General features: G+C 73.6%; 12 protein-coding genes. 8 read left to right on the top strand and 4 right to left on the bottom strand.

Annotation, left to right across the window (positions count from 1 at the left end; translation table 11 throughout):
• The first annotated feature begins 89 nt into the window (after nucleotides 1-89).
• The gene (locus ACFQ6N_RS23705; RefSeq protein ID WP_380652363.1) at nucleotides 90-1,448 is read left to right on the top strand and encodes an NAD(P)/FAD-dependent oxidoreductase; all 1,359 of its coding nucleotides are present in this window, start codon (nucleotides 90-92) and stop codon (nucleotides 1,446-1,448) included.
• Between the two features lie 49 nt (nucleotides 1,449-1,497).
• Here ACFQ6N_RS23705 and ACFQ6N_RS23700 read toward each other — a convergent pair whose 3' ends face one another.
• Both ACFQ6N_RS23700 and ACFQ6N_RS23695 read right to left on the bottom strand, forming a co-directional pair.
• On the bottom strand, nucleotides 1,498-2,691 hold the full coding sequence (locus ACFQ6N_RS23700) for a GDSL-type esterase/lipase family protein (RefSeq protein ID WP_380652360.1): 1,194 nt from the start codon (nucleotides 2,689-2,691) through the stop codon (nucleotides 1,498-1,500).
• A gap of 226 nt (nucleotides 2,692-2,917) precedes the next feature.
• Nucleotides 2,918-4,255, bottom strand: a complete 1,338-nt coding sequence (locus ACFQ6N_RS23695) for an aminotransferase class I/II-fold pyridoxal phosphate-dependent enzyme (RefSeq protein WP_380652357.1) — start codon at nucleotides 4,253-4,255, stop codon at nucleotides 2,918-2,920.
• 34 nt (nucleotides 4,256-4,289) lie between these two features.
• On the opposite strand from ACFQ6N_RS23695, the gene ACFQ6N_RS23690 reads away from it, so the two are divergent.
• The 5 genes from ACFQ6N_RS23690 (at nucleotide 4,290) to ACFQ6N_RS23670 (ending at nucleotide 8,772) form a co-directional block, all read left to right on the top strand.
• Complete coding sequence (locus tag ACFQ6N_RS23690; protein WP_380652354.1) at nucleotides 4,290-4,961, top strand: pyridoxamine 5'-phosphate oxidase family protein; 672 nt, start codon at nucleotides 4,290-4,292, stop codon at nucleotides 4,959-4,961.
• A 12-nt stretch (nucleotides 4,962-4,973) separates the two neighbouring features.
• Nucleotides 4,974-5,696 carry an FMN-binding negative transcriptional regulator gene (locus ACFQ6N_RS23685; RefSeq protein WP_380652351.1) on the top strand — a complete coding sequence of 241 codons (723 nt, stop codon included), beginning with the start codon at nucleotides 4,974-4,976 and terminating at the stop codon, nucleotides 5,694-5,696.
• 116 nt (nucleotides 5,697-5,812) lie between these two features.
• Nucleotides 5,813-7,225 carry a sugar porter family MFS transporter gene (locus tag ACFQ6N_RS23680; protein ID WP_380652348.1) on the top strand — a complete coding sequence of 471 codons (1,413 nt, stop codon included), beginning with the start codon at nucleotides 5,813-5,815 and terminating at the stop codon, nucleotides 7,223-7,225.
• 57 nt (nucleotides 7,226-7,282) lie between these two features.
• A complete protein-coding gene (locus ACFQ6N_RS23675; RefSeq protein ID WP_380652345.1) occupies nucleotides 7,283-7,984 on the top strand; it encodes a dienelactone hydrolase family protein in 702 nt (233 codons plus the stop codon).
• Between the two features lie 227 nt (nucleotides 7,985-8,211).
• Entirely contained in the window at nucleotides 8,212-8,772 is a 561-nt protein-coding gene (locus ACFQ6N_RS23670; protein ID WP_380652342.1) for an HAD domain-containing protein, read from the top strand.
• Here the strand turns inward: ACFQ6N_RS23670 and ACFQ6N_RS23665 are convergent.
• Both ACFQ6N_RS23665 and ACFQ6N_RS23660 read right to left on the bottom strand, forming a co-directional pair.
• Entirely contained in the window at nucleotides 8,750-9,538 is a 789-nt protein-coding gene (locus ACFQ6N_RS23665; protein WP_380652339.1) for a CPBP family intramembrane glutamic endopeptidase, read from the bottom strand. The two genes, ACFQ6N_RS23670 and ACFQ6N_RS23665, sit on opposite strands and share 23 nt — an antisense overlap.
• Before the next feature lie 110 nt (nucleotides 9,539-9,648).
• Entirely contained in the window at nucleotides 9,649-11,154 is a 1,506-nt protein-coding gene (locus tag ACFQ6N_RS23660; protein WP_380652336.1) for a glutamate--cysteine ligase, read from the bottom strand.
• Nucleotides 11,155-11,533: 379 nt separating this feature from the next.
• Between ACFQ6N_RS23660 and ACFQ6N_RS23655 the strand changes: the two genes are divergently transcribed.
• Both ACFQ6N_RS23655 and ACFQ6N_RS23650 read left to right on the top strand, forming a co-directional pair.
• Complete coding sequence (locus ACFQ6N_RS23655) at nucleotides 11,534-12,106, top strand: hypothetical protein (RefSeq protein WP_380652333.1); 573 nt, start codon at nucleotides 11,534-11,536, stop codon at nucleotides 12,104-12,106.
• Between the two features lie 418 nt (nucleotides 12,107-12,524).
• A complete protein-coding gene (locus ACFQ6N_RS23650; protein ID WP_380652330.1) occupies nucleotides 12,525-12,716 on the top strand; it encodes a DUF5999 family protein in 192 nt (63 codons plus the stop codon).
• Nucleotides 12,717-12,732 lie beyond the last annotated feature (16 nt).

The raw sequence follows: 12,732 nt of genomic DNA, 5'->3' as shown, positions 1-12,732 counted from the left end.
CTCGTCCGCTCCGCCCCGGTGGCAGCCCCCGCTGCTCCGTGCGAGTGTGGCGGACAGTAACGGGGACCTTCACGGCAAAGGGATGAGCGATGGAACGACCTCGGATCCTGATCGTGGGCGGTGGCTTCGCCGGACTGGAGTGCGCCCGCCGCCTCGAACGCAAGCTGTCACCCTCGGAAGCCGAGATCTCGCTGGTCACACCGTTCAGTTACCAGCTCTACCTCCCCCTCCTGCCGCACGTCGCCGCCGGCGTCCTCACCCCGCAGTCCGTGGCCGTCTCGCTGCGCCGCACGCTGCGCCGCACCCACATCGTCCCCGGCGGCGCCATCGGCGTGGACCCGGCCTCCAAGGTGTGCGTGGTCCGCAAGATCACCGACGAGGTGGTCGCGCAGAAGTACGACGTCCTGGTGCTCGCCCCCGGCAGTGTCACCAGGACCTTCGACATCCCGGGCCTCACCGACTACGCCCGCGGCATGAAGACGCTCGCCGAGGCCACGTACGTCCGCGACCACGTGATCGCCCAACTCGACCTCGCCTCGGCCACCCTGGACCAGCGGGAGCGCGAGTCCCGGCTCCAGTTCGTGGTGGTCGGCGGCGGCTACGCGGGCACCGAGACGGCCGCCTGCCTCCAGCGCCTGACCACCGCCGCCGCCCACCGCTACCCCCGCCTGGACGCCCGGCAGATCAAGTGGCACCTGATCGACATCGCCCCGAAGCTGATGCCGGAGCTCGGCGACCCACTCGGCCAGGCGGCCCTGGAGGTGCTGCGCGGGCGCGGCATCGAGGTGTCGCTGGGCGTCTCGGTGGCCGAAGTCGGCGCCGAGTCCGTCAAGTTCACCGACGGCCGGGTACTCCCCTGCCGCACCCTGATCTGGACCGCCGGCGTGGCCGCGAGCCCGCTGATCGGCACCCTGGACGCCGAGACGGTCCGCGGCCGGCTCGCCGTGACGGCGGAGATGCGGGTGCCGCAGTTCGAGGGCATGTTCGCGCTGGGCGACGCGGCCGCCGTGCCGGACCTCGCCAAGGGCGACGGCGCGGTCTGCCCGCCGACCGCCCAGCACTCCGCCCGGCAGGGCCGCGCGGTGGCCGACAACGTGATCTCCTCGCTCCGCAACCAGCCGCTGGAGCCCTACTACCACAAGGACCTGGGCCTGGTGGTCGACCTCGGCGGCAAGGACGCGGTGTCCAAGCCGGTCGGCGTGGAGCTGCGCGGGGTGCCCGCCCAGCTGGTGGCGCGCGGCTACCACCTGATGGCGATGCGCACCAACGCGGCCAAGTTCCGGGTGGGCGCCAACTGGCTGCTCAACGCGACCGCGGGGGACGACTTCGTCCGTACCGGCTTCCTCGCCCGCCAGCCCGCCCGGCTGCGCGACTTCGAGTACACCGACGCGTACCTGACCAAGGACCAGGTCCGCGCCCACGCCCAGTCGCTGCTCGCCAAGGGCTGAGCGGGACGTGCGCTCCGGCGCCCCTGCGGGGGCGCCGGAGCATGTGGGGTCAGCGCGCGGTCAGGTACATCCCGCCCGCGTCCTGCCCGGCCGTGTTGCGGCAGGCGAAGTCACCGCTGGAACGGCCCCAGAGCAGCGTCAGGCAGCGCCCGACCGCCTGCTGGCCGTAGTAGTTGGGGTGCATCGACTCCTGCAGCACGCCCTGGGTGGAGTTGAGCCCGCCGTCCAGGAAGCGCGCCCACTCGCTGGTGGTCGCGGACGGGCCGGAGCCCGCGGTCGGCTGCGCGGTGGCCGTGGAGCAGACCTCTCGGCCCTGCAGCATGTCCGACAGGTCCAGGAACTGCGCGCCCTTGGACGCGGCGACGCCCGCGAGCGCCTGGGAGATCTGCGGGACCATCGAGTCGCGGGCCCAGTCGGCGTCACCGTCCCAGAACGGGCAGCCGCCGGTGTTGGAGCGGGTCCAGCCGCTCTCCGGGTAGCGCATCTCGGCGCTGCGCGGGATCGGCGACGGGTAGGACTGGAGCACCAGCCGGTAGTCCGACTTCGCGTAGCCCGCGCCGGCCATCACCGCGCGGATCTCGTCGACGGCCTTCCCGACCCCGGCCATCGCCGTCGGCAGCTTCGAGTCGATCGAGGACTGCGCGGAACCGTGGCAGTACGAGTACCAGATCAGGTAGTCCTGCACGCAGTCGGAGATGATGCCGGAGAAGCCCAGGTCGTTGCCGCCGATCGACAGGGTGATCAGCTTGACGTTGTTCTGCCGCGCGACGGTGGCCAGCTGGTCGGCCTGCGGGGCCTCGCCCTTGAGCGACTGGCCGCCGTTGGAGGCGCGGAAGACGTTCGCGGCGACGGCGCCGGAGCAGGCCAGGTTGATCTCGTTCTGGGCGCCGGTCGAGGCGCTGAGCACCTCGGCGACGTCCGAGCGGTCGCAGCCGCTCGCCGCCGTGGCGCCGTAGACCCGCGGGGGGTCGTACGAACCGCCGGTCCAGGCGCGGTCGGTGCCGTTGCGGCTGCCGCTGGTGCCGGCGGAGTTGCCCATCCAGCGGCCGGCCTCGCCGGAGATGTAGCTGTCGCCGAGCGTGACGCTGGCGGTGGGCCCGGACGGCACCGCGGCCGGGGCGGCGGAGGCCGGGGTGGCGACCGCCAGGCCCGCGACAGCGAGCGGGAGGGCGAAGGCTGCGGCGAGCAGCCGTCGGCCGAGTCGAGGCGCACTGCGGGTGATGCTCGAACAGTTTTCGGGCACGGCGGAACTCCTGCGGCTCGGTCTCCCCGTGGGATGGGGAACGGGAAGACGCGTCAGTGAGGGTGGGCCGCCGGCCGGTGGCGCGATGAAGATGACATGCCCCCGCCTGTTACCGCTAGGTATCTGCGGCAGGTTTCCGCTTTTGTTACCGCCGGGTTCAGACCAGGGCGGCACCCGACGACCGGATGCCGCCCCCGGTTCACACCCGCCTCACCTGCCCCGCCCTTCACACCAGCCGTGAACCGCCCCCGCCCGCCCCCAACACTGCCGCGAGGTCCTCCGCCAGCTCCCTGGCCTGCGCCGCCTCCAGCCGCGCCGTGGTGAACCGCAGCCCGGGCGGCGACTGGATCCGGTACCGCGCGCCGGGCGCCGCGACCCAGCCGCGCTGCACCAGCGCCGCCAGCGCCGAGGTCTCGTCCGGCACCGGCACCCAGACGTTCAGCCCGCTCCGCCCGTGCGCCTCGATCCCGCGCGCCGCCAGCTCGCCCAGCAGCGCGTCCCGCCGGGTCCGGTACACGGCGGCCACCCGCGCGACCGGTGCCGCGTCGCCGCGCCACAGCTCGGCGACGGTGCGCTGCAGCAGGTGGCTGACCCAGCCCGCGCCCAGCCGCAGCCGCCCGGTCACCCGTCCGATCGTCTCGGCGTCGCCGACCGCCGTCGAGATCCGCAGGTCCGGCCCGTACGCCTTGGCCGCCGAGCGCACCACCGCCCAGTGCCGCGTGCCGGTGCCGACCAGCGGGTGGTAGGGCTGGTCGACCATGCCGTGCCCGTGGTCGTCCTCGATCAGCAGCACCCCGGGGTGCCCGGCCAGGACGGCCCTCAGCTCCTCGGCCCGGCGCGCGGTGAGCGCCGCTCCGGTCGGGTTCTGCGCCCGGCTGGTGACCACGACCGCCCGGACGCCCTCGGCCAGCGCCGCCGCGAGCGCGCCCGGCAGCGGGCCCTCGTCGTCCAGCCGGACGGGGACCTGCTTCAGGCCCATCGCGGGCAGCAGGTCGAGCAGGCTGCCCCAGCCGGGGTCCTCCACGGCCACCGCGTCGCCCGGGCGCAGCCGGGCGCCGAGGATGCGCTCGATGGTGTCGAGCGAGCCGGAGGCGACGGCGATCGGGCCTCCGGGCAGTCCGTCGGCCTCGAAGCCGGCCCGGGCGAGCGCGAGCAGCGCCGGGTCGACGGCGGGGTGCCCGTAGAGCACCGGATCGGCACGGGCGGCCTCGGCGGCGGCCGCGAGGGCCTGGGCGAGGTCGGGCAGCAGCGCCGGGTCGGGGTTGCCGGTGGACAGGTCCCGGGCGTACGGGGGGACGGGGACGCGGATCTGGTCGCGCGGGGTGAGCGCGGGCCTGGGCAGGATCCGGCTGCCCTTGCGGCCGGCCGTCTCGATCACGCCGCGGTCGCGCAGCAGCCGGTAGGCGGCGGCGACGGTGTTGGGGTTGACGCCGAGTTCGGCGGCGAGGTCGCGCAGCGGGGGCAGCGCGGTTCCCGGGGCGAGCAGTCCGCTGCTCACGCCCTGTTCGATGTGCGCCGCGATTTCGCTGGCGCGTCGCCCTTTCAGCGGATAGTCTCCTAGCACAAAGCAAATTATGCACTAGTACATAGAGGATGTCATGTCAGACAGCCCGGAAGGCTCGCCGACCTACGCCCGCACCCCCAGGACCACCCCGACCCGCTACCGGGACCGGGCCACCTGGGAGCAGGAGGCGATCCACGCCATCCTCGACAGCACCTACCTCTGCCACCTCGGCTTCGTCGCCGACGGCGCCCCCGTCGTCCTGCCGACGATCTTCGCCCGGGTCGGCAGCCGGCTCTACGTCCACGGCTCCACCGGCAGCCGCCCGATGCGCGGCGCCTCCGACGAGCAGGGCATGGCGGTCTGCGTCACCGTCACCCAGGTCGACGCGCTGGTGCTGACCAAGTCCGCCTTCAACCACTCGGTGAACTTCCGCTCGGTCGTCGCCCACGGCACCGCGTACCAGGTCACCGACCCCGAGGAGCTGGACGTCGCGCTGGCCGCGCTGGTCGACCACGCGATACCCGGCCGCTCCGCCGAGGTCCGCCCGGCCAACGCCAAGGAGCTCGCCGCCACCGCCGTCGTCCGGCTGGAGCTGGACGAGGTCTCGGCCAAGTCCCGCGCCGACGACGCCTCCGACGACCCGGACGACGCCGACCTCCCGTACTGGTCCGGCCTGATCCCGGTCACCTCCGGCTACGGCACCCCCCAGCCGCACGCCGGCAGCACCGTCCCGCTCCCCGCGCACCTGCGCGGCTACCCCCGCTGACGGGAGGCCACCGTGCTGATCAGGTCCTGGGACCGCGGCGACGAGGCCGAGTGGCGCGCCTGGCTCGACGAGGGCCGCGACTTCGGCCTCCTCGCCGCCAACGGCGGCCCCGGCGAGGGCCCGGTGCTCGTCCCGACGCACTTCCTGCTGGACGCCGAGCGCGGCGAGATCCTGCTCCACCTCGCCGCGCCCAACCCGCTGCTGGCCGCCGTCCGAGCCGACCCGCAGGTCACCCTCGCGGTCACCGACGGCTACGCCTTCGCACCGGGCCACTGGCGCGGCGCCCCGGGCACGCCCACCAGCTACTACGCCTCGGTCCACTTCCACTGCACCGCCGAGGTGGTGGAGTCCGCGGCCGGCAAGGCGGAGATCCTCAACCGCCAGCTGGCGCACTTCCAGCCCGAGACGCCGGAGGTCCGGGTGGTGCCCGGCGGCGGTGAGCTGGCCCGGCAGCTGCCCGGCCTGCGCGGGCTCCGGCTGACCGTCACCGAGGTGCGGGCCAAGTTCAAGTACGACGACAAGAAGCCCGTCGAGGCACAGCACACGATCGCCGACCGCCTCGCCGAACGCGCGGACGGCGGCGGGCGCGCCCGGGACCAGTACGCCGCCGCCCGCGGCCAGCTGCTCCGCCGCCACCGCCGACGCGTCGACGCCGCGGCCGCCGCCGCCGGGCCGGCCGGCACCGGGGGACGCGCCGGCGCACGGCGCACCGCCGCACCGCGCGCCGCCGACTGACCCCGCCTCACCCGATCGGCCGCGAACTCGCGCAGGTCGGTCCCCGCGCTGCTCGAATGTGAGACGAGCCCTGCCCACTCCGCGTCAGAGCGGGCCCGTCCACCCCGGGAGCGCGCGTGTCCTCACTCAACAGCCGACGGGAGTCCGGCGAGGCCCACCTCGGCCACGTGGTCTTCATCTCGGCGGCCGCCGCCATGGGCGGCTTCCTGTTCGGCTACGACAGCGCGGTGATCAACGGCGCGGTGACGGGCATCCAGAAGCACTTCGCGGTGGGCCACGGCACCACCGCCTTCGTGGTGGCCATCGCGCTGCTCGGCTCGGCCGCCGGCGCGGTGGCCGCCGGCCGGCTCGCCGACCACCTGGGCCGGGTGCGCACGATGCTGCTGGCCGCGGTGCTGTTCGCGGCCAGCGGCATCGGCTCGATGTTCCCGCCGAACATCGAGGCCCTCGCCGCCTGGCGGGTGGTCGGCGGCATCGCGATCGGCATCGCCTCGGTGATCGCGCCCACCTACATCGCCGAGGTCGCGCCGACCGCCTACCGCGGCCGGCTCGCCTCGTTCCAGCAGATGGCGATCGTGCTCGGCATCACCGTCTCCCAGCTCGCCAACTGGGCACTCAACCAGGCCGCGGGCGGCGAGTCCACCGGCCACCTCGGCGGTGTCCAGGCCTGGCAGTGGATGCTCGGCGTGGAGACCATCCCGGCCCTGGTGTACGGCCTGATGGCGCTCTCCATCCCGGAGTCGCCGCGGTTCCTGATCGCCGACCAGCGCGAGGCGCAGGCCCGCAAGGTGCTGGTGGAGGTCGAGGGCGAGGGCGTGGACCTGGACGCCAGGGTCGCGGAGATCCGGTCGGTGCTGGAGTCCTCCCACAAGCCCCGGCTCAAGGACCTGCTCGGCGGCCGCTTCGGCCTGCTGCCGATCGTCTGGGTGGGCATCGGCGCCTCGGTGTTCCAGCAGTTCGTCGGCATCAACGTGATCTTCTACTACTCGTCCTTCCTCTGGCAGTCGGTCGGCATCAACGAGTCCAACTCGCTGCTGATCAGCCTCTCCACCTCGATCATCAACGTGATCGGCACGGTGATCGCGATGGTCCTGGTGGACCGGATCGGCCGCAAGCCGCTGGCCCTGGCCGGCTCGATCGGCATGGCCGCCGCGCTCGGCACCGCCGCCTGGGCGTTCTCCTTCCGCAACGGCACCGGCGACACCGCCACCCTGGACAACACCCACGCCACCGTCGCCCTGATCGCCGCGCACGTCTTCGTGCTGTGCTTCGCCTTCTCCTGGGGCGTCGTGGTCTGGGTCCTGCTCGGCGAGATGTTCCCCAACCGGATCCGCGCGCTCGCCCTGTCCGTCGCCGCCTCCGCCCAGTGGCTCGCCAACTGGGCGATCACCGTCAGCTTCCCGGACCTCGCCGACTGGAACCTCTCGGCGACGTACGTCATCTACGCGGCCTTCGCCCTGCTCTCCATCCCCTTCGTGGCCTTCTGCATCAAGGAGACCAAGGGCCGCGCCCTGGAGGAGATGGGCTGACCCCGCCCGCCCCGCCGTACCCCCGCCGCACGCGGCCCGACCCACCGAGAGGAAGCCATGCCCGAGCAGCGCGGCTCCCGGCAGAACGTCACCTTCCCGAGCAACGGCCGCACCGCGCACGGGTACCTGGCCCGCCCGCCGCAGGGCGTCGGACCCGGCCTGGTGGTGGTGCAGGAGTGGTGGGGGCTCACCTCGCACATGGCGGCCGTCGCCGACCGCTTCGCGGCCGAGGGCTTCACCGTCCTCGCCCCGGACCTGTTCGGCGGCGCGACCACCCACGACCGCGCCGAGGCGGCCCGGCTCAGGCGCGAACTCCCGGTCGAGCAGGCCGTCGAGGACCTCTCGGGTGCCGTCGGCCACCTGCTCTCGCTGGACGGCGTGGTCGGCGACGCCGTCGGGGTGGTCGGCTTCTGCATGGGCGGCGGCTTCGCGCTGCTGCTGGCCGCCCGGGCCGGCGACGCGGTGGCCGCCGTGGTGCCCTTCTACGGCCTGCCGCCCGACCCGGACTTCGACTACCGCGGCCTGACCGCCCACGTCCTCGGCCACTTCGGCGAGTTGGACGGCTCGATCCCGATGGCCGCGGTGGACGAGGCCGCGATCCGGATCGGGGAGGCCACCGACGTCCGCCCCGAGATCCACTTCTACCCGGCCGGGCACGCCTTCATGAACGACGAGAACCTGCTCGGCACCTACGACCCCCTCCAGGCCCGGATCGCCTGGCGGCGCACCGTCACCTTCCTCTCCGGCCACCTCGGCTGACCGCCCCGGCCCCACCGGGCCCACCGCACGCGCCACGCACCACCGCCCCGGGGCGGGCGGGCCGCGCCGCCCGCCGGAGCACGGCGGACGCACTGATGCCCGCCACCGAAGCACCGTCCACGTCCTGAGCGCCCTCTGCGCCCCCGCGTGCGCCCACCCGTGGGCAACCAAAGGGACGGATGGTGCGTCGCACAGGGAGGAAGCACAACCGCTCTGGGGGGCCACCGGTGCCGAAGCCACTGCTGTTCCTGGACGTCGACGGCGTCCTGAACCCGGTCTGTCCCCATCCGGACGCCGGGTTCGACACCCACACCCTGCTCGGCTACTCCGTGCTGCTCTCCGCCCGGCACGGGCAGTGGCTGCGCGAACTCGCCGGGACGTACGAACTGGTCTGGGCCACCACCTGGGAGGAGGAGGCCAACACCCACGTCGCCCCGGCGATCGGCCTGGACCAACTCCCGGTGGTCCGCTTCGCCGGCTACGTCCCACAGCCCGGCGACCCGCGCGTCCCGCTGATGGAGCTGTTCTCCGCCCAGAAGTGGGCCCCGCTGCTGCGCTACGCCGAGGGCCGCCCGTTCGCCTGGGTGGACGACGTCATCCCCTCCCGGCTGCTCCGCAAGTCCCTCTGGCGCCGCGACCGCCTGCTGGTGCCGGTCGACCCCGGCCAGGGCCTGGAACGCCGGCACGTCGACCGGCTGCTCGCCCGCCCGCCGGGCCCGCTCAAGGGGTCGGCCCTGCGGACGGCGGCCCTCAAGGGGGCGCCGTTCAGGGGGTCGGCAGCCAGCTGACGTGCCCGGCGAGCAGCGCGTACCCGACGAAGGCCACGGTGTCGATCAGCGCGTGCGCCGCCACCAGCGGCATCACCCGCCCCCACCGCCGGTACAGCAGGCAGAACACCGCCCCCATCACCATGTTGCCGACCATCCCGCCGACCCCCTGGTACAGGTGGTACGACCCGCGCAGCACCGAGCTCGCCGCCACCGCCGCCGGCCAGGACCACCCGCGCTGCCCGAGCCGGCGCAGCAGGTAGCCGAGGACGACGACCTCCTCCAGCGCGGCGTTCTGCCAGGCCGAGAGCAGCAGCACCGGCACCCGCCACCAGACGTCCGGCAGCCCCGAGGGCGCGACCGTCAGGTTGTACCCGGCCGCCTGCGAGGCCAGGTAGAGCGCCAGCCCGGACCCGCCGATCGCGGCCGCGACGGCGGCGCCGCGGCCGAGGTCGCGCAGCTTCTGCCCGAGGTCGAAGCCCAGGACCCGCAGCGTGACGCCCTCGCGCACCAGCAGGTAGCCGACCAGCACCACCGGCATCAGGCCGCGCCCGATGTAGTACAGCTGCCACACCAGGTCGAGCCAGGGCCGCCCGGGCGCCCGCGAGCCGTTCAGCGTGGCGACCTGCCGGCCGAGCTTGAGCGGCTCGGTGAGCGAGCCCGTGAAGCTGATCAGCGCACTGATCCCGCTGGCCCCGAGCGAGAGGCCGAGGACGATCAGCAGCTCGGCCCCGAGCAGCCGGCGGGTGGGCTGCTCGGTCTCCGGTGCGGTCGGGACGGTGGTCACGGGGGCTCCAGCGGACGGGCGGTCGCTCCGGCGGTCGGCCGACCGCGGGAGCGATCATCCTGACACAGCGCCCCGACCGGGCCGGGTCCGGCGATCAGCGATCAGCGGCCTCAGCCGACGGGCCAGGTGTGCACCGGCTCCCCGCCGCGCATGTGTTCGGCGTAGCGCCGGGTCATCGCGGCGAGCGCCGCCGGCCGGTCCATCCCGTACTGCTCGCGCAGCCGGTGGAAGGTCGCGCTCTGCCAGGACGCGCCGTTGGTGCGGCGCAGGCAGCGCTGCTCGATGATGCCCAGGTAGCGGTCCCGGTCGGCGGGCTCCACGCCCCACTCGTCGAGCCCCTGGTAGGCCATCGGCAGCAGTTCGTTGAGCACCAGGTCGACGGCGGGCACCGTCTGCAGCCCGCCGCCGCGCCCGGCCCGGCCGGGGCGCGGCCACTGGAACACCGCGTCGATGCCGTACCGGGCGCCCTGGCGGAAGTTCTCGTCCGCCCGCTCGAACGGCAGCCGGGTCCAGACCGGCCGGGGCTGCTCGGCGAGCACCCGCACCAGCCCGTAGTAGAAGGCGGCGTTGGCCAGGGTGTCGGCCACCGTCGGCCCGGCCGGCAGCGCCCGGTTCTCCACCCGCAGGTGCGCCACCCCGCCCGCGATGTCGTAGATGGGCCGGTTCCAGCGGTAGATGGTGCCGTTGTGCAGCCGCATCTCGGCGAGTTTGGGCGCGCCGCCGGAGGCCAACACCTTCAGCGGGTCCTCGTCGTCGCAGATCGGCAGCAGCGCGGGGAAGTAGCGCAGGTTCTCCTCGAACAGGTCGTACGCCGAGTCGACCCAGCGCTCGCCGAACCAGGTGATCGGGCGCACGCCCTGGGCCTTGAGCTCCGCCGAACGGGTGTCGCAGGCCTGCTGGAAGAGCACCGGACGGGTCTCCCGCCACAGCTCCCGCCCGAACAGGAACGGCGAGTTCGCCCCGATCGCGAGCTGCGGCCCGCAGAGCGCCTGGGCGGCGTTCCACACCGAGGAGAAGCGCTGCGGGGTCACCTGGAGGTGCAGTTGCAGCGAGGTCGCGGCGGCCTCGGCGACCATGGTGATGGACTCCAGCTGGAGGTGCTCGACGCCGTCGATGTCCAGCGCGATCTCCTCCCCCCGGGCGGCCAGGATCTGGTCGCTGAGCAGGGTGTACCGCTGGTTGTGGCTCATCGCGTCCAGCCCGGTGTGGGCGTGCTCCAGGGTCGGCAGGATGCCGACCATGACGATCCGGGCGCCCGCCTCGGCGGCCCGCCGGTCGGCGTAGCGCAGCCCGGTGTCGATCTCCTCGCGCAGGTCCTCGAAGACGTGCCCGCAGAGCCGGTGCGGGGCGATGTTGACCTCGATGTTGAACTTTCCCAGCTCGGTCTGGAAGTCGCTGGAGCCGATGGCGCTCAGCACCTGGGCGTTGCTCATGGCCGGCAGGCCCTGCTCGTCGGCCAGGTTGAGCTCGATCTCCAGCCCCATCACGGCCCGTGGCCGGTCGAAGCGGTCCTCCCGCAGCATCCGTCCCAGTGCTTCCTGACAGGCCTGGAGCTTGCGCCGGTACAACTGCCGGTCCGCCAGATCCGCCCGAGTCGCCACGACCTTCTCGCCCACGGTCCCCTCCTCCTGAGACACCCTGTCGAGCCACCGGCCGACCGACCGTGCAACCATCATGCCCGGCTCGAAGATCGATACCCGAATGCTTGTACTGGCTTGCAATGCAAGGCAACTGACGGAAATTCAGACCATCTGCAGACTTGCCCGGCGCCACTGCCTGTGATAAACAGATCACCCTGCGCATCTGTTCGATGGAATTCGCACAGCGCTCCGGCCGGTCCGCTCCCGCCCCGACGCCCTCTCGACGGCGGCGACCGCGCCGGCACCGCGATCCTGCACAACCGGACACGGCCAGGCCCCGTCACCGATGACGCGCCGCGCCATGCCGGTATGCCGCACTCGCACGCCGATCTCGCCTGGAGAGGCGGACACCGCCATGACCCTGCAGACCCCCCAGCCCCCACCGAGCGCCCTGCGCGCGGTCCTGGGCGCACTCGACTCGGAGACCGCGCTGCGCCAGCCCGCCGCCGCAGCGCTTCGTCACCCGGCCGGCCCACTCGTCCCCGCCCACCCGCTCGCGGTGCACGTCCTGGACGGCCCACGCCCCGAACTGCCCGCCGCCCGCCGCACCGGCTGGCGCTTCCTGATCAAGGACGGCGCCGAGGTGGCCGCCGCCGCCGAGGTGGTACAGGGCGTCGAAGGCCACACGTTCTCCCACTTCACCGCCGGCCCCTACCTCGACTCGACGGTCCGGGCGCTGCGTGAGGCCTGGCAGCTCGCCCAGACCTCCCCGGGCCGCCGGCAGCCCCGGCTGCTGACCTTCCCGGGCCAGTACGCCACCGCGCTCTGGCTGCACAGCCCCGACACCGGTCCGGCCGCCGACCTGCTGATCCCGCTCGCCCCGGCCCCACTCGGCGTCACCGCGCACCGCGCCTACCCCGCCGCCGAGCTCCTGCCGCTGCTGGCCCGGGCGCCGCTCGTCAGGCCGCTGCTGCTCGGCTCCTCCTGAGCCGTCCGCAGCCGTACGCACGGGCCGCCGGACCACCCGCCCGGCGGCCCTCCGCCGTGCCCCGGCGCCCGTCGGCGGGTGCCCCACTCGAACGGCGAGCACCCGGACAGGCCACCCGCCATGGCCCGATCGGGTCATCCCCCGCCTGGCCCACCGGTGCGGATCGTCCCCTCTTCGCCACCTGAACGGGTGATCTCTGCCCGGGAGTTGTGGCGCATGTCACGAAATACCTGCGCGCACGTCCGCCGATGCCGACACTGGGAACCAGCGTGGAAGGACCACCTGTCCTACCCACTTGAGCGCCGGTCAACACCTGGTCGGTGCCCGGACAGGATCCGACTACCGCGGCGGCCCCGGACCGGCACGACCTCCGGCGACCGCACCACGGGGAGGATCGCAGAGCGAAGCGAGGGTACGCATGTGCCAGCACCGTCCTGATTGCCCGTCGGCCGAGTCCGAGGACCGCGAGGCCGCCGTATCGGTGGCCTGCCACCCGGAGCAGGGCTGGAGCCTGCTCTGCAACGGCGTTGTCCTGTTCGAGGACACCGGAGAGCTGCTGCCCGACGGCCGGGTCATCGCCCCGCGCCGCCCTGTCGCCCACGCGGCCTGACCCCTCGGTCCGGCCG

This window comes from Kitasatospora sp. NPDC056446 (assembly GCF_042796115.1).
Taxonomy (GTDB): Bacteria; Actinomycetota; Actinomycetes; order Streptomycetales; family Streptomycetaceae; genus Kitasatospora.
This window is presented reverse-complemented; position numbering and strand designations above follow the sequence as displayed.